This window comes from Marinobacter sp. MBR-105, from assembly GCF_053628895.1.
Genome location: NZ_JBRJHG010000004.1, coordinates 139,944 through 160,653, shown reverse-complemented (window position 1 = coordinate 160,653; position 20,710 = coordinate 139,944). Strand labels below are relative to the sequence as shown.

Sequence of the window (20,710 nt, the reverse complement as noted above, 5' to 3'; positions counted from 1 at the left end):
GCAGCTCACATGGGCAGGATACCGTACTGGCTTGCGCCGGTTTTAATCTACTTTCTCACTATACCTTCATTATCGGGTGCCGTAACTGATAAGACCGTCTATCCCGTTGGTGTTTTTGAGGGGATCCCGCGGGAAATTGGCGTTGAGAACGGCTCGCTGGTTGGCCGCTTTGCCGACATTTACCGCTGCGTCTTTGATCGCGTGGAAGGAAACTTCCAGTTTATCGAGATGCCGCTGGCGAGAATTCTCTTTCAGTTGGAGAAGGGAGAATTAGCGATTGGGTTACCTCTTGTGCAAACGGCAGACCGCGACCAATATGCCGATTTTGGTGGCAGGCTGTTCCAGACCGAGTACGTGTATCTGTTTTTGGAGCAATATCCGCCTTTGCGCCAGGTGTCCGGCCTGCGTTATGCCTTTGTGCGTCGGTTCATAGGCAACCAGTTTCTTCAGGGAGACAACGCCAGTGCGGTCATGGTGGCTGAATGGAAGCAGGCCGTTGATATGGTGAAGCTTGGCCGCGCTGATATCGTGGTTTTACCGGCGGTTCTTATCGACCATTTGATGGCGGGGTATGAAAAGCCATTCTACGTACGAACCGCAGCGTGGGTAGATCTTTCGTTGTATGTGTCACACCGCTTCGGTGCGGGGCGATTGGCACCGGAATTCCGTAGAGCTATTCGTGATTGCGAAACCTATGATGACCGCGAGTAATGGCTGACCCGGATTCTATCCTTTTTTGTGGAGCAATCGTTCAAAAAGAAGTACTGTATTCGGTAGCGGCATAAACTGCTTACCGGTGGCCTATCCCTTGATATCAGATTCTCTGACCCGTTTTCTCTTCTATGTTCTGCTGTTGATTCCTGGTGCAGTGAAGTCAGACGCGTTTCCATTGGCGCCCCTCATCGTCATGGCGCCCGACATACCCGGGATGTCGGAGCCAGGTGAAATTGGCCGAGATGTAGAATTGGTGAATGCTGTGCTGGAGGCCTGCGGCTGGGAAGCCGAATTTGTCTACCAGCCCTTCGGTCGCCACATCCGCACTTTTCGCGACCTGAGTGCCGCCGATGCCGTTATGACGGTCCCGCTATCTTTGGACATACCGGGGGTCTCCACATCTGCCTATATCTGGTACCACAACGGCGCTTTCTATAACGCGTCGGTGGTTGGTCCCATAACGACAATTGATGATCTGGCAGGGTTAAGGGCGGTTACGTTTCAGAATGGAATCGACATACTCAGACTATCTGATCGCGTGGAGGAGTTTGAGCTGTTGCTGGAGGTGACTGACCAGACGATCCACGCCCGGATGCAGTTAATGGGCCGTGTTGATGTCATTCTTGCCGACGGTCTTGTGGTGGCTACTCTGGACAGGCGGATCCGTTCAGACCGTCGTTTTGGGGAGAGTTGGCCAAAAGAGCTGGACGATTTTGTATTCTATCCGGTTTTTAATCCGACTCCTTACAAAATGGTTTTCCGAAGTGAGGAGCTTGCCACTCAGTTTGACGAATGCTTTGATCGCCTCAGTGCGAAAGGCCGGATAGTTGAAATCAACAGCAAACACATTGATCAGTATCAGGAGCTGCTGCTGCACCGTTATTTGGGGTTCTAGTCAGTTCGCATCGCGGTGTCGTTGAGAATGCTCTATTGCGGAGCCTGGTACTTCTGCATTGGAAGCAGGCGTGTCGTCCAAAGGGATTTGTTTCTTTCTCGTTGCTCTTAAAAGGGGACGCTCACCAGGTTCTTTTGACCGCTGATACTGACAGTCCCCGACTAACCGTCTCTGATGGCGGCTATCTGATTCTGAACTGGTCTTTATGTTCAGAGCGGAAGCATCCTCAATAGCTTCTCCATCCGGCATTCACTGACCGTGATTGACAGTGTGTTTCGGGGTGCAATAGCGCCGGCAAAGTTGTTGTGGGCAACCGGGGGTCAAAAAGGGGACAGCCACAAAAAAAGGGCTACAGCGTGAGCTGTAACCCTTTGAATTCTGGTAGCAAGGGGCGGAGTCGAACCGCCGACCCCAGCATTATGAGTGCTGTGCTCTAACCAACTGAGCTACCTTGCCATTTCGCTTCGGGACACGCCCCAAACGAGGCGCGTATTTTCGGTATTTGGGCTCATCCTGTCAAGGCTTTACGGCCAAAAAATACCGAAAATTACACGTTGAACCGGAAGTGAATAACATCGCCGTCTTTGACGATGTAATCCTTGCCCTCCAGGCGCCATTTGCCGGCATCTTTGGCGCCGGCTTCGCCGTTGTACTGTACGAAATCGTCGTAGCTCACCACCTCAGCCCGGATGAAGCCGCGTTCGAAGTCGGTGTGGATGACGCCTGCCGCCTGAGGGGCTGTGGCGCCGATTCTGACGGTCCAGGCACGCACTTCCTTCACGCCGGCGGTAAAGTACGTTTGCAGGCCAAGCAGGCCGTAACCGGCGCGGATCACACGGTCCAGCCCAGGTTCTTCCATGCCCATTTCGTCCAGGAACATGGATTTCTCTTCGTCTTCCAGTTCAGAGATCTCGGCTTCCAGCTTGTTGCAGATGGGTACCACGACTGCGTTTTCAGAAGCGGCAATCTCACGCACCTTGTCCAGGTGGGGATTGTTCTCGAAGCCGTCTTCGTTCACGTTGGCGATGTACATGGTGGGTTTGACGGTAAGCAGGCAAAGCTCGCGAATCAGTGCCATCTGGTTTTTGTCCAGGCCCATGCTGCGCACTGGCTTGCCTTCGTTCAGTACCGGCAACAGTTTTTCAAACATTTCCAGTTGGGCCTTGGCTTCTTTGTCGCCACTCTTGGCGACGCGCTGGACGCGTTTGATGGCTTTCTCTACGGTGTCGAGATCGGCCAGGGCCAGCTCGGTGTTGATCACTTCGATGTCGGAAGCGGGATCTACCTTGTTGGCCACGTGGATGACGTTTCCGTCTTCAAAGCAGCGCACCACGTGAGCAATGGCATCGGTCTGGCGGATGTTGGCCAGGAACTGGTTGCCCAGGCCTTCGCCCTTGGAGGCGCCGGCGACCAGGCCGGCGATGTCGACGAACTCCATGGTGGTGGGCACCACCCGTTCCGGCTTGACGATCTCCGCCAGTTTGGTGAGGCGCGGGTCTGGCATGGCCACCACGCCGGCGTTCGGCTCGATGGTGCAGAACGGGAAGTTTTCCGCGCCGATGCCGGCTTTGGTCAGTGCGTTGAACAGGGTGGATTTGCCGACGTTGGGAAGGCCGACGATGCCGCAGTTAAATCCCATGGAATGCCTCTGCTGGAACTGAAAAATTTGGGCGGATTATACCGGTGTATCGGTAAGGGTGCGAGTAAGGGGATGTGCCTTGCTCAGGGCGTTGGTTTGAAGCTGTGCAAACGGTTCATGGCGGCAGCCAGTTTGCCGTTGGCGGCATCCGGTAATACCCGCATGACTTCGTCAAACACGGCGGTCAATTGTTCGGTTTCCTGTTTGCCGAGTCGGCCCAGTACAAAACCGGTGACTTTGCGGCTGTCGCCGGGGTGGCCTATGCCAAGGCGCAGGCGCTGGAAATCGTTGGTGCCCAGATGGGCGATGGTGTCGCGCAGCCCGTTGTGGCCGCCGTGGCCGCCGCCTTTCTTGAGTTTGGCCGTGCCGGGAGGCAGGTCAAGCTCGTCGTGGGCAACCAGAATCTGTTCAGGGGAGATCTTGAAGAAGTCCGCCAGGGCCTTGATGGCAGTGCCGCTGCGGTTCATAAAGGTACTGGGGTTCAGTAAGTGCAGGTCCAGGCCCTGCCACTGAATGCGGGCGTATAGCCCGTGGTACTTCTTTTCGGGACGGAGCGTCTGACCCGCTTCGCGGGCCAGCGCTTCGACGAACAGGGCGCCGGCGTTGTGGCGGGTATTCTCGTAGTCGGAACCGGGATTTCCTAGTCCAACCACCATGACAATATCCTGTGCCATTCGCCGTTGCCCCCGAAGTTATTACTCCTCGCCGCCTTCTTCGCCTTCCTCGCCTTCAGCGTCGTCCGCCTTGGCGCCTTTCGGCTTGTGGATAGAGGCAACTGGCAGGTCGTGGTCTTCGCCCTGCTGCAGAGCGGCAACTTTAACGCCTTTCGGCAGTTTCAGGTCGCTCAGGTGAACTACCTGGTCCATCTCGACTTCGTTCAGGTCGACTTCGATGAACTCGGGCAGGTTCTGCGGCAGACAGATCACTTCAACTTCGGTCATGGTGTGGGAAACAATGCCGCCCTGGAGTTTCACGGCCGGAGCTGTGTCTTCGTTGATGAAGTGCAGCGGTACGTTAACGTGAATCTCGTGGTCCTTGTCAACGCGCAGGAAGTCGGCGTGAGTCAGGATGGGCTTGTACGGATGACGCTGCAGATCCTTCAGGATCACGCTCTCTTTTTTGCCCTGAATGTCGACGGTCAGGATGTGAGAGAAGAAGGCTTCGTTTTCGATGGCCTTTTTCAGCTCATTGTGCCAGATGGCGACCGGAGTTGCGTCTTTGCCGCCACCGTAGATGATGGCCGGAATCTTACGCTCTTCGCGACGCAGGCGGCGGCTCGCACCTTTCCCCTGATCGTCACGAGGAAATGCTTCAATAACAAAATCCTGAGACATGGTAATTACCTCGTTGGTCATCTGAGCGGCCCGCGACCAGGCTCTGAACAGATGAGCATTTCAAAAAGACCGGAGTTTTCCGATCGACTAAAAGAGTCGGGAGCCCTGTTGGACTCCCGACCCGGAAACTGCCTTTAAGTCTGAGGGTTACAGCGATAAGGCTGTTCAGACGTTCTCGAACATGGCACTGATGGACTCTTCGTTGCTCACGCGGCGAATGGATTCGGCGAGCAGCCCAGCCATGCTGAGGGGGCGGATTCTATCACAATTTTTGGCTTTGTCACCCAGCGGGATGGTGTCGCACACCACCAGTTCGTCCAGCTCCGAGTTGTTGATGTTCTCGATGGCCGGGCCGGAAAGTACCGGGTGAGTAATGTAGGCAACCACGCGGGAGGCGCCGTGCTCTTTGAGCGCGTTGGCTGCTTTGCACAGTGTGCCGGCGGTGTCGACGATGTCATCCACCAGGATGCAGGTCTTGTCGCGGACGTCACCGATGATGTGCATTACCTGGGAAACGTTGGCCTTGGGGCGACGCTTGTCGATAATGGCCAGGTCGGCATCATCCAGGCGCTTGGCAACAGCGCGGGCGCGGACAACGCCGCCTACGTCCGGAGATACGACGACAAAGTTCTCGAACCGCTGTTTTTCAATGTCTTCAAGCAGTACCGGGGTGGCGTAGATGTTGTCCACCGGGATATCGAAGAAGCCCTGAATCTGGTCGGCGTGCAGGTCTACGGTCAGCACACGATCCACGCCAATGCTGGAGATCATGTCGGCGACGACTTTTGCACTGATGGCTACCCGGGTAGAGCGAACGCGACGATCCTGACGGGCATAGCCGTAGTAAGGAATAACGGCGGTGATTCGTGTGGCGGATGCACGACGCAGGGCGTCAGCCATCACGATCAGTTCCATCAGGTTGTCGTTGGTGGGGTAGCAGGTGGGCTGGATAATGAAAACGTCGTGACCACGAACATTCTCATTGATTTCAACGGTGGTCTCGCCATCGCTGAAGCGGCCTACAGTGGCCTGGCCCATGGGAATATGGAGTTTTCTGGCAATATCACGCGCAAGTTCGGGGTTGGCATTGCCAGCGAAAATCATCAATTTGGACACGACAGCATCCTTCTCAGTATCGGCGTTTGATTCAGAAGAAGCGGGAGAAAGGTGGCTGGGGTGGCAGGATTCGAACCTGCGCATGACGGGATCAAAACCCGTTGCCTTACCACTTGGCGACACCCCAATATCATCGTGCTTTTTTGGCATCATTTCAGCTCTGTCAGCTTTTTGTGCAGAGGTGAATGGTTCACCCCTTTAGCTACGAACCCCGTGATGCCGGAGGGTTTGCTTTCCCAGATAATCCGGGCTGCGGATTCTGTCGGGAAACGTCCAAAAATGCAAGCCCCGGTTCCGGTTAATCTTGCAGGTCCGAATTGTGAAAGCCACTCCAGGCTCTGGTTAACCTCAGGATACAGTTTTCGAACTACATCCTCACAGTCGTTTCGGTACCTCGAGGCGTCTCCCTCAAAAGCGGGGCGTATTTTGATTTTTGGTGTGTCCCTTGTCAACCCTTCGGCTGAAAAAATCTTTCCGGTGCTGATGTTGCACTCGGGTTTGAGCACCACAAACCAGTCTTCCGGCGGGTTTGTGGGGGTCAGCTTTTCGCCGACACCCTCGCCAAAGGCTGCATGGCCACGCACAAATACCGGCACATCGGCGCCCAGGCGCAGGCCGATTTCTGCAAGCTGGTCTTCGCCCAGATTCAGTTCCCAGAGGCGGTTCATTGCAAGCAGGGTGGTTGCGGCGTTGGAGCTGCCGCCACCCAGGCCGCCGCCCATGGGCAAGCGCTTGTGGATGTGAATGGTAACGCCGGGGAGCGTGTTCTCGGTGGTTGCGGCCAGGGCTTTGGCTGCCCTGATCACCAGGTTGTCACTGTCCGGAACACCTGGTACGGGTTCTGCCAGTCGTATGCCGGGCTGCTCCGGAGTCAGTGTGAACGTGAGTTCGTCGCCATAGTCCAGAAACTGGAACAGGGTCTGGAGCTCGTGGTATCCGTCCGGGCGCCGGCCAACGATATGCAGGAACAGGTTGAGTTTGGCGGGCGAGGGCAGGGTAATCCGGGTTAACAATACTCAGTCCTCTTGTTGCCATTCGCTGATGACGACGCGTACCCGTTTGTCGCCGTTCAGGGCTGTGATCCGGGCAGGAAGCGCGGGCAGGCTGTCAATGAATGGCTGCCAGCGGTCATAGCGAATTTCCCAGCCATCCTGCCGCAGGATGGCCAGTTGGTGCTGTTCGTCGAACAGCAGGCGGAAATCACCCTCCGGCGCCGGCAGTCCTCGAACCCACCAGGCGAGGTTGTCGATGGGCAGGTTCCACCCTGTAGCGGCGGCCACCAGGGTTTCCGGGTCTGAGGACTGGTAGGTCTCACCATTGGCCAGAGTTAATTCTATGAAGCCCGGAACGCCCGTGAGTCGTGTTGTGCCCATGCCCAGGAATGAGGATGACAGCGAGAGGTCGTAGCGTTCACCCTGCTGGCGCCAGCCGTTGATAATGGCAGTGCCGCTGTCTGAGGGTTGTTTTACCGCCAGCTTTCCTCTCAGTTGCCATTGGTCAAAGCGGCTCAGGTGGTCGCTGCGCTCGGCCCAGTCGGCGGGCGGCTGGTTGGTCATGCCCTCGGGCAAGGGTTCCAGCTGGATGGTGGTACAGCCGGTTATGGCACCGGTTAGCAGTGCCACGCCGAGTAGTCTTCGGATCATTGGTCGGTCCCATCACTGGTCAGCCGGTCGATGGTTTCCCGAAGAATTTCATGGTCCGGGTTCTGGTCCAGTCCTTCTTCCCAGATGATGCGTGCCTGTTCTTCATTACCGGTTACCCACAGGACTTCGCCATAGTGTGCCGCTACTTCCGGGTCCGGGTAGGCTTCCCAGGCGCGGGCCAGAAAGTCGAGGGCCTGATTCGTTTCGCCCTGGCGAAACAGTATCCATCCCATGCTGTCCAGAATGGCCGGGTTCTCCGGATCCAGCGCGAGGGCTTTTTCAATATAGCCGCGGGCTTCATCCAGGCGATCAGTGCGCACCGTCAGAATGTAGCCCAGGGCGTTCAGGGCAACGGCATTTTCCGGTTGCAGTTCCAGGATGGTTTTCAAATCCTGTTCGGCACCAGCCGGTTCTCCCATGGTGTCCTGCAGCATGGCCCGCGCATAGCGAAGTTCAACGTTGTTGGGGTAGCGTTCCAGTGCGGCATCGGCTGCGGCAAGGGCTTGCTCATTCCGCTCCTGGTCGATCAGCAGATTCACCTCCAGCAGCCAGAACTTCTCGGCGTGATCAGGGGCTCGCTCGCGCAGGTTCTGGATGTGGGCAATGGCCTGGTCCAGTTCGCCGGCCTGGGCCTGCAGTTCGCTGGCACGGGCCAGCGACGGGAAGAAATAGTTTCCCCGTTGCACGCTCTGGTAGTACTCGATCGCCTGGTCGGTATTGCCGGCATCTTCCTCAATGCGTCCCAGGTAGTAGCTGGCTTCGTCTTCATGGTGGCCCTGCTCGATCAGGCGGGTCAGTTCCTCCCGTGCCAGTGCGGGTTGCTGGTTTTCCAGGGCGACCAGGGCGTGCGAGAGTCTCAGCCCCGGGGTCTCCGGATAGCGCTTTACCAGCCGTTCGAATTCGTCCTGGGCGGCCTGCAGTTCGCCCTCGTTGATCAGCATGCGGCCATAGAGGGTGCCCATCTGGCGGTTGGCCGGGAAGCGCCGGGTATTGGTGGTCAGGTAATTCAGGGCCTCACGTTTCTGCCCGGTCTGGTAGAGCAGATCGCCCTTTAGGATGATGGCGGGCTGGAAGTTCGGCGCCTGCTCAAGCAACTGGTTAATCTGCCGGAGGGCGACCGTGGGGGTGCCGGTTATTTTCTGCAGCAGGGCAATGCTGTACTGCAGTTCGGGGTTATCCGGGTGCTTGACGGCCAGTTGACTGTAAAGCGCCAACAGCTCCTGTTGCTGCGCGGGCGGTAGTCCCGCGGCCATGGCAGCGAGGCTGTCAAAATCCGCGTCTTCTCCCTGGTCCATGATCTGCTCCATATGGAACAGGGCGTTTTCCAGTTTCTGGCGCTTGACCGCCTGAATGGCCGATATCCGATGTGCCTCCAGATTGTCGGGGTCCACGTCCAGCCAGAGCGTAGCCAGTTGTTGCTGGGCATTGTCTGCATTCAGAGACTGGGCGATCCGCATGGCCCGCTCAATCACGCCGGTGTCCCGTGAGGTTTTCGCAGCCTGGAGGTAATTGACCAGGGTGACATCGTAGCGCCCACGCTGGCCGGCCACTTCAGCCGACAGAAGCTGATAAAGCACTTCCGGTTCGAATTCGGCATAGTTGATGGGCGTGGCAGGCGGGATAGCTGCGGGGGTATCGGTCCCGGTTACCTCATCGGCGGGTTCCGGGGTGCCAGAAAATACGGCGCAGCCCGGAAGTGCGGCGAGAGTGAGTCCCAACAGGCAGGTAACCAGATACGGTGCGGATTTTTGCATGCAACTTCCTGTGTGCTATCGGCGATAGGTCTGTGAAAACCGTTTTCTGCCCGGTAATTGAGGCAGATCGGGTTGCGGCCACGGCCAAGGCCCTATAATGGCATAAGCATCTGAACTTGCCCAACCTGTCCGCACTTGCCGAAGGCGACGGGTTTTCGGGTGGCGACTGAGCAGTTGCCCCGGTAGAATGGCGAGTGATTATCCATAATCTGGGCAGGGTTTTCTGTACTCCAAATGGCACTAGTAACGCTGGGAATCAACCATCGCACCGCACCCGTGGAGATCCGCGAGCGTGTGGCGTTCACGCCGGAGCGAATGGCCGAGGCCTTTTCAGAACTCCGCGCTGCCTCCGGTGCCAGCGAGGCTGCTATCCTGTCCACCTGCAACCGGACGGAACTCTATCTGGCCGGCGATGACGACTGTGCCCCCTCGGTGTTGCGCTGGCTGGCCGGGTTCCACGAGCTGGATGTGGCCGACCTTGAAAACGTGCTCTATGTGCATCGGGATTCCGATGCGGTGCGCCATATGATGCGGGTGGCCGCTGGCCTGGATTCCATGGTGTTGGGCGAACCGCAGATTCTGGGCCAGCTCAAGGATGCCTATGCCCTGGCGCGGGAACACAGCGCCACCGGCTCCTTCCTGTCCCGGTTGTTCGAGCAGACCTTTTCAGTAGCCAAGCGGGTACGCACCCAGACGGCCATTGGTGAAAACCCGGTGTCGGTAGCCTATGCCTCGGTCAGCATGGCGCACCACATTTTTGCCGACATGTCCCGCAACAAGGCGCTGCTGATTGGTGCCGGGAAAACCATTGAACTGGTCGCCAGGCACCTGGCAGAAGCCGGTGTGCGCAGTTTCCTGGTGGCCAACCGTACACTGGAGAAGGCCCAGGCGCTGGCAGAAGCCCACGGTGGTAAAGGCATTCTGCTGTCGGAAATTCCGGACCATCTTTCCGATGTAGATATCGTGATTTCCTCCACCGCGAGCCCCTTGCCGATTCTTGGCAAAGGCGCCGTGGAAAGGGCGCTTAAAAAGCGCAAGCACCGGCCCTATTTCATGGTCGACATTGCTGTGCCCCGGGACATCGAACCGGAAGTGGCCTCGCTGGCCGATGTCTACCTCTATACCGTAGACGACCTGCGCCAGGTGATTGAAGAGAATATTCGTTCCCGGGAAGGCGCGGCCCGGGAGGCGGAAAACCTGATCAGCAGTGGCGTTCAGGATTTTCTGGATCAGCTGCGTGCCCTGGATGCGGTTTCCACCCTCAAGGTGTTCCGCCAGCGCGCGGAATTGCTGCGCGATGTCGAAACGGAAAAAGCCCTGCGCGCCCTGCGCAACGGCACTGATCCTGAAACGGCCCTGCGCTCACTGGCACGGGGCCTGACCAACAAACTTCTGCACCAACCCTCGGTTCAGGTACGCAAGGCGATGGCCGAAGGCCGTACCGAAGTGACCGAATGCCTGAGGGAGCTTTACCAGCTGGACGCACTGGAAGCTGACGAGCCCACCACCACGGAAAAACTATGAAACCATCCATCCAGTCCCGCCTCGAACAGCTTGTTGAACGGTTCGAGGAGGTGAATGCGTTGCTGAGTGATGCATCGGTGATTGCCAATCAGGATAAATTCCGGGACCTGTCTCGCGAATTTGCCGAGATTGAACCGGTGGTCAAGTGTTTTCAGGCTTGGCGACAGTCTCTGGAGGACATCGACGCGGCCACGGAACTGGCCAAAGACGGCGATGCAGATATGCGGGAAATGGCCGAAGAGGAGCTGGCCAGTGCCCGGGCTCGCAGTGAAGAGCTGGACGAAGAATTACAGCGGTTAATGCTGCCCAAAGACCCCAACGACACCAAGAACGTGTTCCTGGAAATCCGGGCCGGCACCGGTGGCGATGAAGCCGCTATCTTTGCCGGCGACCTGTTCCGCATGTATTCCCGCTATGCAGAGAAACGCCGGTGGCAGGTCGAAGTGCTCAGCGAAAATGAAGGGGAGCACGGCGGTTTCAAGGAAATCATCGCCCGCCTCTCTGGCGATGGCGTTTATGGCACCCTGAAATTTGAATCCGGTGCGCACCGGGTGCAGAGAGTGCCGGAAACCGAATCCCAGGGCCGCATTCACACCTCGGCCTGCACGGTTGCCGTGATGCCGGAGGCCGACGAAGCCGAAGCAGTCGAGATCAACAAGGCCGACCTGCGGGTGGATACCTTCCGCTCCTCCGGTGCCGGTGGTCAGCACGTGAACAAAACTGACTCGGCGATCCGTATTACCCACCTGCCCACGGGTATTGTGGTGGAATGCCAGGAAGAACGTTCCCAGCACAAGAACCGCGCCAAGGCCCTGAGCCTGCTGGCCTCCCGCCTTCAGAATGCCGAGCTGGAAAAGCAGCAGAAGAGCATGGCGGAAACCCGCAAGAGCCTGGTGGGCAGCGGTGATCGTTCCGAACGTATCCGCACCTACAACTTCCCCCAGGGCCGGGTAACGGATCATCGTATCAACCTGACTCTGTACAAGCTCGACGAAGTGATTGCCGGAGATCTGGACGCCGTGGTGGTTCCCTTGCAGCAGGAACACCAGGCGGAACTGCTGGCAGATATGGCCAATGAGCAACAGTGAATGTTCGCTCAGCTGTGAGGCCCTGCTGAGAGAAGCGGCAGGCCGGATTGGTGGTGAATCTCCCAGGCTGGATGCCGAACTCCTGTTGAGCCATATCACCGGCCTGACCCGCACCAGTTTCCGGGCGTGGCCGGAGCGGGACGTGCCGGTGGAGCAGGCAGAGCGGTTCTTCGCGTTGGTGGGCGAGCGTGCCAGCGGCCAACCCGTTGCCTATCTGCTGGGGGAGCAGGAGTTCTGGTCTCTCCCTCTGAAAGTCAGTCCGTCCACCCTGATCCCCAGGCCAGATACGGAGTGCGTGGTAGAGGCCGCGCTGTCGCTGGAATTACCTGCCAGCGCAAGCGTGCTGGACCTCGGCACCGGGACCGGTGCTATCGCGCTGGCTCTGGCCAGTGAACAGCCTGGCTGGCAGATTATGGCCAGTGACCGTGTTGAAGACGCGGTCGCCCTGGCCCGGGAAAACAGCCAGCGCCTGAGCCTGCCCATTACCGTGGTAAAGAGCCACTGGTTTGACCAGATTCCCGCCGGTACTTTCGACCTTCTGATTTCCAACCCACCGTATATACCGGCCAGCGACCGACATTTAAGCGAAGGCGATGTGCGCTTCGAGCCTGAATCTGCCCTTGTGGCCGGAGACGACGGCCTGGACGATATTCGCCTGCTGGTGACCGAAGGACTGAAATGGCTCAATCCCAATGGCTGGATGCTGCTGGAGCATGGCTACGACCAGGGCAGCGCCGTACGGGATTTGTTTGCCAAAGCCGGATGGCGCAACATAGAAACCCGCAAAGATTACGGCGGCAATGATCGCATGACCCTGGCCCGAAAACCGGCCAGCGACCAATAGCGAGAACAACTATGCTCAGCGACGAAGAACTCCTCCGCTACAGCCGGCAAATCCTGATGCCCCGGTTCGACATCGCCGGCCAGGAAAAACTCAAAGCCGCCCATGTACTGGTTATCGGCGCTGGCGGCCTGGGTTGCCCTGTGGCCCTCTACCTGGGCGCCGCAGGTATTGGCCACCTGACTCTGGTTGACGATGACCAGATCGAGCTGGCAAATCTGCAGCGCCAGATAGCCTTTGAGCAAAGCTGGCTGGGCAATTCAAAAGCCGAGCGTCTGGCAGAGCGGGTGAGGGCCATCAATCCGGAAATTACCGTTAACGCAGTCAATCGCCGGGTGGATGGCGATGATCTGCGCCAGCTGGTGAGCGAATCCACACTGGTGCTGGACTGCACGGACAACTTCAACACCCGGTTTGCATTGAACCGGGCTTCGGTTTCTTCGAAAGTGCCCCTGGTTTCGGGTGCTGCAATAAGAGGTGAAGGCCAGCTTTCCGTTTACGATCCTCGCCAGTCGGAAAGCCCTTGTTACCACTGTCTGTATCCTGAACAGGGCAACGAAGACCTGACCTGCTCAGAAGCCGGCGTCATCGCTCCGTTAGTCGGCATGATCGGCTCGGCTCAGGCCATGGAAGCAATAAAAGTAATCTCAGAGGTAGGCAGGCCGCTTGTCGGTCGCTTGCTCCTACTCGACGCCTGGCAAATGGAGTGGCGAGAAATGAAACTCGCAAAAGATCCAGACTGCTCCGTATGCGCAGGCTAACGCCAAAGTGGTGGCGGGTTGGGGATGCCCTTCCAAAAATTTGCGGAGCCATGGATGGCGGAGTAGAAGCGCCACAGGGATGTGCCGTAAGGAGCGGTTTTTGGAAGGGCATCCCCAACCCGACACGGCGGTTAACACGCCAAATGATCAGTCCTTTAGCGCCTGAAACCTGGCAATGGCCTCTTTACGGGACTCTTTCAGATCGACAATGGGTCTGGGGTAGCCTTTCGGGATAACACCGCCCTTGGAAGGATCATGAATCCGCTTGTTGTCCAGCTTTGCCAACTCGGGCACCCAGTTCCGAATAAACTCCCCCTTCGGATCAAACCGCTCACTTTGGGTCACCGGATTGAACACCCGAAAGTAGGGCGCAGCATCGGTACCCGTTGAGGCACTCCACTGCCAGCCACCGTTGTTAGACGCCAGAAAGCCATCCACCAGATTCTGCATAAACCAGGCTTCACCAAGCCGCCAGTCGATAAACAGGTTCTTGGTGAGGAACATGGCAGTGATCATCCGCAGGCGATTGTGCATCCAGCCGGTGGCTTTCAACTGGCGCATGGCTGCATCCACAATAGGGATACCCGTGCGGCCTTCCTTCCAGGCTTCGAAATGCTCGCCCGGCGTATTCCAGGCCAGAGCCTCGGTTTCCTCCTTGAACGCACGCCCCATACTCACCCGCGGGTAGTGATAAAGGATATGGATGTAGAAATCCCGCCAGGCGATTTCATTGATCCAGGTTTCCACGCCTTCCCCGGAAAGGCCTGATTGCTTTGCCGCAATCAGGCACTGGCGCCCGGAGAGCACGCCATTGGCCAGGTAGGGGGAGAGCTGGCTGGTGCCATCCAGCGCCGGGAAGTCCCGGTTATCTTTGTAGTCCTTGGCGCGCTCCGCCAGAAACGCCTCCAGCTGCTCGTGAGCGGCATCCTCTCCCGTTGGTACCAGGGGCTTCGGTGCCTCTCTGAACGGCGCAGGCAGGGTGTCGGTCTGTTCGGGTTTGACCGCGTTGCCGATCGCGGCGGGCCTGGGGTGCAGAGTGGGCCGTGTTTCCTCTATCCAACTGCGCCAACGACGGGAGAAGGGCGTAAACACCGAGTAGGGTTCGTTCTGCTGGGTCAGAATCTGGCCGACCGGGGCGACGGTCTGATCCCGGTACTTGCTCACCCGGATGCCGAAATCCACCAGGCGATCGCGCAGTGCTTTATCCCTGCGGCGTTCGTTAATGCCGTACTCCTCGTTGAAATGGACGTCGGCAATGTCACTGTTCTTGCAGAACTGCAGCAGTGCATCACTGCCATCCGAAAAACGCTCGGCGTTCAGGAACGTTAGTGGAACGCCAAGCTCAGCCAGTTCCCGGGCCAGGGCGTTGGCGTGTTCAAGAACAAAGCGTACCCGGGCGGCAGACCAATCGTGTTCCTGCCATTGCTGAGGGGTGACTACAAAACACGCGCGCACCGGTTCTCCTGACTGGCACGCGGCCGTCAGGGCAGGGTTGTCGGCAAGCCGAAGGTCATTACGGAACCACACCAGTTGTGTCATCGGGTCATCCAGGTCGTTGACGGGTGCATATAAGGGTAAATACAACCCAAAAAATCATAGGCTTGTATATTCGCTGCGACTACCGGATTGGATTATAGTTAAAACCAGCCGCCACCGAATCACGCTGACAACAAGGAGCCGTTTCGCAGGCATGACCGAGCAAACCGAAAGCCAGCGCGAAGGTGTCTGGGCACACCCCTATCAACTGGCTTCCGGCCAGACGCAACAGCATCAGCTCGGGCATACCCGGGTGTGGATTACCCTGCTGGATCTGGAGTGGCAGGTTCGAGAGCAAAAGCTGGATATTCATTCCGACCCGCTCCACTGGCAGGAAATCCTGGGCCATACCTTGCCATCCGCCGATATCCCGGTGCAGCGTTTTGTGCGTATGGATGATAACGGTATCGTCCGCTTCAACCCGGCTATGGGCGGCCTGCCCACGGTCATACGTCCGTTCCAGCCTTTAACCATTCCCGCCGGTGGGCGCTGTTTGCTTTACGTGGGAACATCCTTGTGGATGAAAGTGTGTGTGGGCGATGGGCAAACGGAGCTGACCGAGATCCCGCTGGCCGTGCCATCCATGACCTGGCTTGGCCGTAACACCATGGAGGGCGAGCTTTGCTACGCTTCCTCCACCTTTGGCCGGTTGGCGCTGGAAGCAGTGCCGAAACGGCCCTGGCGCGCGGTCACCCCGGTGACCATTATCAATCGCCGTGAGCAGGCACTCCTGCTGGAACGGTTCAGCCTGCCCACGCCATTGCTGGCCCTTTATCGTAACGAACGTGGACAGCTGTGGACGCCGGGTGTCACGGTAGAGTGTGAAACCGATATGAATTCTGCCAGCCTGCATATTGAGCAGTCGGTGCCCGCCTGTGCCGGTCAATGCCAGCTGGTGGCGCCGGCCAGGGAAAAACTGGCCAAAGGGCGCCGCCTGGTGCGGGCATTTGACCGGATGTTTGGCTGACAGAACCAGGAGCAACTCTGTTGATTGAGGCTATTGAAACTACCTTTATTCAATTGATCAGTGGTATTGCCTGGGGGCAGTGGCTGTCGGCGGGCTTTTTGCTGGTGCTGGGTATATTCCTGGGTACCATGCTGGCCCGCAGCGTCGGGCGGCTGGTCGAAAGTCGCACCTCACGGCACCACCAGGTGCTGATCCGGCGCCTGGTGTTCTATGTAATTTTCGTGCTGTTTGCCATCGCAGCGCTGCGGGAAGCCGGGTTTTCGCTGGAAGTGGTGCTGGGGGCGGCCGGTATTCTTACGGTAGCCATTGGTTTTGCTTCGCAGACATCGGCTTCCAATATCATCAGCGGCCTGTTCCTGGTGATGGAGCGCCCGTTTGAGATAGGCGATTTCATCGAGGCGGATGCTACCATCGGTGAGGTGGTGGCAATTGATCTGCTCAGTGTAAAGCTGAGAACACCGGACAACCTGTATGTGCGTATTCCCAATGAAACCCTGATCAAGACCCGGGTAGTGAACCGCTCCCGGTTTCCTATCCGGCGGATCGATCTGGTGATCGGTATCGCCTACGCTGAAGATGTGGAGCGGGTGCGGGATCTGTTGCTCGGGCTGGCGGAGACCAATCCTCATTGCCTGGAAGAGCCCCGGCCGTTTGTGTTGGTGACCGGGTTCGGGCCTTCGTCTGTGGATCTCCAGTTTTCCTTCTGGGTGGCCCGGGAGGAATTTCTGGAAGGTAGAGGCGGCATGATGGTCGCCATCAAGAAAGCACTGGATGGGGCCGGCATCGAAATACCGTTCCCCCACACCAGTGTCTACGCCGGCAGTCATTCCGAACCTTTCCGCATACAGCTGGTCGGGTCGGAACAACAGCAAGAAAAGGAATCACCGGATGTCGACAATAAAACCTGAAGCCATCAAAACCACTCCCCCGAAAGCCGCGGAGAACAAGGTTAGTCTGGGGTGGCGGGAATGGGTGGCGCTGCCGGATCTTGATATCCAGCGTATCAAGGCCAAGGTGGATACTGGCGCCAGGACATCCTGTCTGCACACGTTCCGAACCGAGCCCTATACCGAAAACGGCGAACGTCGTGTGAAGTTCTGGGTGCACCCGGTTCAGAACGATCTGCACCATGTGGTGGAATGCGATGCCCGGGTGCTGGACGAGCGCACGGTATCGGATTCCGGTGGCCACAAGGAACAACGCCTGGTGATTGAAACCACGCTGGTCCTGGGCGACCAGAGCTGGCCCATTGAAATGACACTGACCAACCGGGACTCCATGCGGTTCCGGATGTTACTTGGGCGCACCGCCATGGCGGGACGCTCAACGATTTACCCCGAAGCTTCTTATCTTGCCGGTGAGCCGGCACCAAGGACCTGACTATGAAAATTGCGGTACTGTCCCGAAACCGTCACCTGTATTCGACCCGGCGTCTGGTGGAGGAAGGCATTAACCGTGGCCACGAAGTGAAGGTCATCGACTGCCTGCACTGCTCCATGAACATCACCTCTGCCGACCCGAAAATCCACTACCACGAAGAGGTGCTGGAAGATTTTGATGTTGTGATTCCCCGCATTGGTGCCTCGGTCACTTTTTACGGCACCGCGGTACTCAGGCAGTTTGAAATGATGGGTGTGTTCCCGGTGAACGAATCGGTCGCCATCACCCGTTCCCGGGACAAGCTGCGCTCTTTGCAGCTGCTGGCCCGTAAGGGTGTAGGTATGCCAGTGACCGGCTTTGCCAATAAACCGGACAACGTGCCGGAGTTGCTGAAGATGGTGGGTGGCGCGCCAGTGGTGATCAAGCTGTTGCAGGGTACCCAGGGCATCGGCGTGGTGCTGGCGGAAACCCGTAAGGCGGCAGAAAGCGTTATTGAAGCCTTTATGGGCCTGAAAGCCGACATTCTGGTGCAGGAGTTCATCAAAGAGGCGGGCGGTGCCGACATCCGCTGTTTCGTGATTGGCGACAAGGTCATTGCCGCCATGAAGCGCCAGGGCGCCGAAGGCGAATTTCGCTCCAACCTGCACCGCGGCGGCACTGCCTCGCTGGTGCGCATTACCCCGGAAGAACGCCGCACCGCCATCACCGCCGCCAAGGCCATGGGCCTGAATGTGGCCGGTGTTGACCTGCTGCGTTCCAGCCGTGGCCCGCTGGTGATGGAGGTAAACTCTTCGCCGGGCCTGGAGGGTATTGAAAATGCTACCGGCAAGAACGTGGCCGGCATGATCATCAACTGGACCGAAAAGAACTATAAACCCTGGAAAACCAAAACCCGGGGCAGGGGATAAGCGGCATGGCCAGAGCACCGTTTGAGATTGCCGGCGTGCAGGTGAAAGCCGGTACCCGGGAGACCGTGGAAGTCCCGGTGGCAAAACTCTACACCCATACCCCGCTGCACATTCCAGTGGAAGTGGTGCACGGCCGCCGGGACGGCCCGGTATTGATGGTGTGTGGCGCCATCCACGGCGACGAGATCAACGGTGTTGAAATCATCCGCCGGGTGTTGAAGAACTCCGTGCTGCGGCACCTTCGGGGCACCCTGGTGGCGGTTCCCATTGTCAATATCTTCGGGTTTGTACAGCGTACCCGCTACCTGCCAGACCGTCGGGATCTGAACCGGTGTTTCCCGGGCTCTGAGAGTGGTTCTCTGGGCGGGCGTATTGCCTATCTGCTGCGCACCCAGATCATGGAAAGCGTGACCCACATTATCGACCTGCATACCGGCGCCATTCATCGGTTCAACCTGCCGCAGATCCGTGCGGAACTGAAAAGCCCGGAAACCTCACGCATGGCTGAAGCCTTTGGTGCACCGATTATCATCAATGCTGGCCTGCGCGAAGGCAGCCTGCGGGCCTATGCCGATTCGCTGGATATTCCGGTGATCACCTTTGAAGGCGGGGAAGCCCTGCGTTTTGATGAAGTGGTTATCGCCAGCGGTGTTAAAGGCGTAATCCGGGTAATGCGGGAGCTGGAAATGGTACCCGCCAAGAAAGGCCCCAAGGCGCCGAAAAAGCGCTCGGAGACGGCGGCCAATTCCCAGTGGGTGCGGGCAGACATCGACGGCATCATGCGGCCGGTGGCCAGGCTGGGCCAGAAGGTTCGCAAGGGACAACGGCTGGCCATGGTGGCCGATCCCTTTGGCGAGACCGAAGTGGCCATCACCTCGCCCTGCTCCGGGATCGTCATCTGCGTGAACAATCTGCCCTTGGTGAATGAGGGCGAAGCGATCTACCACGTGGCGCGGTTTGACGAGTTAGGTGAAGCCGAAAAGGCTATGGACTACTTCCGCAGCTCCTTCGAGAACGAAGTGTCGGAGGAAGCCGTGGTGCCGGTACACCCCTGGGACGAACTTCAGAAATAACCGAACGTTGGAGTACCTATGATCTGGCACCAGAACATCATTGAGCTGGCACCGCTGCCGCGGGGCTTCAATCTCGTGACCAACGAGATCCTGGCCCAGGCGCCGGAGCTGACCAACTGCGAGGTGGGGTTGCTGCACCTGTTCATTCAGCACACCTCCGCTTCCCTGGCCATCAATGAAAACGCCGACCCGGACGTACGTGGCGATCTGGAGCGTCACTTCAACGTGATGGTGCCGGAACACGCTGATTATTACGAGCACACCCTGGAAGGCCCGGATGACACCACCTCCCATATCAAAAGTGTGATCATCGGGCCGTCGCTGACCATTCCCATCAGCCACGGCCACCTGGCCCTCGGTACCTGGCAGGGGATTTATCTTTGCGAACACCGGAATCATGCCGGTGGTCGTAAAATTGTGGCGACTTTGCAGGGGCGTTGGTGAGTAGGTTTCAGTGAAAGTGGCAACCAAATGGATATGTAGCTAATCTTGATGAAGGAGGTGTCTTCAGCAAGGAGAGCAAGTGAGCCGCTTTTACCGCATTTACCGAATCCACGAATTACTTCGCAGTGCTAAAAAACCAGTCCCCATGCGCAGGTTTATGGAAGAACTGGAGGCCAGCCGGAATACCATAACCCGAGACTTCGAGTACCTGCGAGATTCCCTGGGCGCTCCAATCGAATACTGCCGGGAAGAGAATGGCCACCACTATGCACCGGAAGCACCTGTATTCGAGCTGCCGGGGTTTTGGATGAATCCAGCAGAGCTTTATGCCCTGCTAGCCTGCGAGTACTTGCTGGAGAACGTTCAGCCCGGGCTTATCACTAATCGCCTGGCTCCGCTGAGGACAAGAATCCGGGATTTGTTGGGTGAATCCGGCCATGATGCAGAGACCATCAGCGAGCGCATTCGAATCCAACCAATCCAGACCCGCTCAGCGGAACACCAGATTTTTGATCCGGTTGCAGAAGCAACGCTTGCGGGCAAATGCCTGACCTTCCATTACCTCTCCAGAAGCACGAGCACAGACAAGCTGCGAACCGTGCACCCCCAGCGGTTAGTGCATTACCGCTCTAATTGGTATTTGCTGGCTATTTGTAATGAAGCAAATTCCCTTCGGCTGTTTTCACTTGACCGAATGTCTGCCCCCTCCGTTTCTGCTGATCCATCCAAAAAAGCATTGAAAGATGATCTGGACGCCTTTGCGGGCTCTGGGTTCGGAATATTCGGGGGTGCAGCAACACAAACCGCCCACCTGAAGTTTACCGAGCATGCGGCCCGCTGGGTGGCCGAAGAAGTCTGGCATGAAGAGCAAAAAAGTGAGTGGCTGGATGGCCGCTACCACCTCCATGTTCCCTACTCTGATGAGCGTGAGTTGGTCATGGAGGTATTGCGCTATGGTCCGGATGTTGAGGTTGTTGCGCCGGAAAGCCTCAGGTGTGAAGTGGCGGAAAGGGTTCGCAGAATGGCAGAAATCTACTGAGGATTTTTGCAGTGGTGCAGTGGTTGGGGCAGCGGTTGATTTAGGCTGGGATCC

21 protein-coding genes and 2 tRNA genes are annotated in these 20,710 nt (G+C 57.8%); 13 read left to right on the top strand and 10 right to left on the bottom strand.

Annotated features, from left to right (window positions below; translation table 11 throughout):
- Positions 1–9: 9 nt before the first annotated feature.
- Positions 10–711, top strand: coding sequence for a hypothetical protein (locus tag ACSSVV_RS06735; RefSeq protein WP_454105763.1), 702 nt, complete (start codon positions 10–12; stop codon positions 709–711).
- Positions 712–736: 25 nt separating this feature from the next.
- Positions 737–1,609: an amino acid ABC transporter substrate-binding protein gene (locus tag ACSSVV_RS06730; protein WP_454105762.1), complete on the top strand. Its 873-nt coding sequence runs from the start codon at positions 737–739 to the stop codon at positions 1,607–1,609.
- A 379-nt stretch (positions 1,610–1,988) separates the two neighbouring features.
- On the opposite strand, the gene ACSSVV_RS06725 is transcribed toward ACSSVV_RS06730, so the two are convergent.
- The 9 genes from ACSSVV_RS06725 to ACSSVV_RS06685 form a co-directional block, all read right to left on the bottom strand.
- A tRNA-Met gene (locus tag ACSSVV_RS06725) sits at positions 1,989–2,065 on the bottom strand.
- Positions 2,066–2,156: 91 nt separating this feature from the next.
- Complete coding sequence (gene ychF, locus ACSSVV_RS06720; protein WP_454105761.1) at positions 2,157–3,248, bottom strand: redox-regulated ATPase YchF; 1,092 nt, start codon at positions 3,246–3,248, stop codon at positions 2,157–2,159.
- An 83-nt stretch (positions 3,249–3,331) separates the two neighbouring features.
- Entirely contained in the window at positions 3,332–3,922 is a 591-nt protein-coding gene (gene pth / locus ACSSVV_RS06715; protein WP_113879843.1) for an aminoacyl-tRNA hydrolase, read from the bottom strand.
- 21 nt (positions 3,923–3,943) lie between these two features.
- A complete protein-coding gene (locus ACSSVV_RS06710) occupies positions 3,944–4,582 on the bottom strand; it encodes a 50S ribosomal protein L25/general stress protein Ctc (protein WP_011785829.1) in 639 nt (212 codons plus the stop codon).
- 165 nt (positions 4,583–4,747) lie between these two features.
- Entirely contained in the window at positions 4,748–5,698 is a 951-nt protein-coding gene (locus ACSSVV_RS06705; RefSeq protein ID WP_011785828.1) for a ribose-phosphate diphosphokinase, read from the bottom strand.
- A 52-nt stretch (positions 5,699–5,750) separates the two neighbouring features.
- Positions 5,751–5,825: transfer RNA gene (locus ACSSVV_RS06700), tRNA-Gln, on the bottom strand.
- Positions 5,826–5,847: 22 nt separating this feature from the next.
- On the bottom strand, positions 5,848–6,711 hold the full coding sequence (gene ispE, locus ACSSVV_RS06695) for a 4-(cytidine 5'-diphospho)-2-C-methyl-D-erythritol kinase (RefSeq protein WP_014420700.1): 864 nt from the start codon (positions 6,709–6,711) through the stop codon (positions 5,848–5,850).
- Between the two features lie 3 nt (positions 6,712–6,714).
- Positions 6,715–7,341 (bottom strand): lipoprotein insertase outer membrane protein LolB, encoded by a 627-nt coding sequence (gene lolB / locus ACSSVV_RS06690; protein ID WP_011785826.1) that lies wholly within the window; start codon positions 7,339–7,341, stop codon positions 6,715–6,717.
- A complete protein-coding gene (locus tag ACSSVV_RS06685) occupies positions 7,338–9,095 on the bottom strand; it encodes a tetratricopeptide repeat protein (protein ID WP_454105760.1) in 1,758 nt (585 codons plus the stop codon). Before ACSSVV_RS06685 ends, lolB begins: the two co-directional genes overlap by 4 nt.
- Positions 9,096–9,329: 234 nt before the next feature.
- On the opposite strand from ACSSVV_RS06685, the gene hemA reads away from it, so the two are divergent.
- The 4 genes from hemA to ACSSVV_RS06665 are packed head-to-tail and all read left to right on the top strand — an operon-like array spanning position 9,330 to position 13,309.
- A complete protein-coding gene (hemA, locus tag ACSSVV_RS06680; protein ID WP_011785824.1) occupies positions 9,330–10,619 on the top strand; it encodes a glutamyl-tRNA reductase in 1,290 nt (429 codons plus the stop codon).
- Positions 10,616–11,707, top strand: coding sequence for a peptide chain release factor 1 (gene prfA, locus ACSSVV_RS06675; RefSeq protein WP_011785823.1), 1,092 nt, complete (start codon positions 10,616–10,618; stop codon positions 11,705–11,707). Before hemA ends, prfA begins: the two co-directional genes overlap by 4 nt.
- Positions 11,694–12,551 (top strand): peptide chain release factor N(5)-glutamine methyltransferase, encoded by an 858-nt coding sequence (gene prmC / locus ACSSVV_RS06670; protein ID WP_369612291.1) that lies wholly within the window; start codon positions 11,694–11,696, stop codon positions 12,549–12,551. Before prfA ends, prmC begins: the two co-directional genes overlap by 14 nt.
- 11 nt (positions 12,552–12,562) lie before the next feature.
- Positions 12,563–13,309, top strand: coding sequence for a HesA/MoeB/ThiF family protein (locus ACSSVV_RS06665; protein ID WP_454105759.1), 747 nt, complete (start codon positions 12,563–12,565; stop codon positions 13,307–13,309).
- A 147-nt stretch (positions 13,310–13,456) separates the two neighbouring features.
- On the opposite strand, the gene phrB is transcribed toward ACSSVV_RS06665, so the two are convergent.
- The gene (phrB, locus tag ACSSVV_RS06660) at positions 13,457–14,848 is read right to left on the bottom strand and encodes a deoxyribodipyrimidine photo-lyase (protein WP_454105758.1); all 1,392 of its coding nucleotides are present in this window, start codon (positions 14,846–14,848) and stop codon (positions 13,457–13,459) included.
- A gap of 151 nt (positions 14,849–14,999) precedes the next feature.
- Between phrB and ACSSVV_RS06655 the strand changes: the two genes are divergently transcribed.
- The 7 genes from ACSSVV_RS06655 (at position 15,000) to ACSSVV_RS06625 (ending at position 20,656) form a co-directional block, all read left to right on the top strand.
- Positions 15,000–15,812, top strand: coding sequence for a hypothetical protein (locus ACSSVV_RS06655; RefSeq protein ID WP_454105757.1), 813 nt, complete (start codon positions 15,000–15,002; stop codon positions 15,810–15,812).
- 20 nt (positions 15,813–15,832) lie between these two features.
- Positions 15,833–16,720 (top strand): mechanosensitive ion channel family protein, encoded by an 888-nt coding sequence (locus ACSSVV_RS06650; RefSeq protein WP_181800069.1) that lies wholly within the window; start codon positions 15,833–15,835, stop codon positions 16,718–16,720.
- A complete protein-coding gene (locus ACSSVV_RS06645; protein ID WP_011785817.1) occupies positions 16,701–17,192 on the top strand; it encodes an ATP-dependent zinc protease family protein in 492 nt (163 codons plus the stop codon). The genes ACSSVV_RS06650 and ACSSVV_RS06645 overlap by 20 nt, the downstream gene beginning before the upstream one ends.
- Before the next feature lie 2 nt (positions 17,193–17,194).
- Complete coding sequence (rimK, locus tag ACSSVV_RS06640; protein WP_011785816.1) at positions 17,195–18,100, top strand: 30S ribosomal protein S6--L-glutamate ligase; 906 nt, start codon at positions 17,195–17,197, stop codon at positions 18,098–18,100.
- Positions 18,101–18,105: 5 nt separating this feature from the next.
- Positions 18,106–19,173, top strand: coding sequence for a succinylglutamate desuccinylase/aspartoacylase family protein (locus tag ACSSVV_RS06635; RefSeq protein ID WP_454105756.1), 1,068 nt, complete (start codon positions 18,106–18,108; stop codon positions 19,171–19,173).
- Between the two features lie 18 nt (positions 19,174–19,191).
- Positions 19,192–19,617 carry a secondary thiamine-phosphate synthase enzyme YjbQ gene (locus tag ACSSVV_RS06630; protein ID WP_278350376.1) on the top strand — a complete coding sequence of 142 codons (426 nt, stop codon included), beginning with the start codon at positions 19,192–19,194 and terminating at the stop codon, positions 19,615–19,617.
- Positions 19,618–19,696: 79 nt separating this feature from the next.
- The gene (locus tag ACSSVV_RS06625) at positions 19,697–20,656 is read left to right on the top strand and encodes a helix-turn-helix transcriptional regulator (RefSeq protein WP_036149262.1); all 960 of its coding nucleotides are present in this window, start codon (positions 19,697–19,699) and stop codon (positions 20,654–20,656) included.
- Positions 20,657–20,710: the final 54 nt, after the last annotated feature.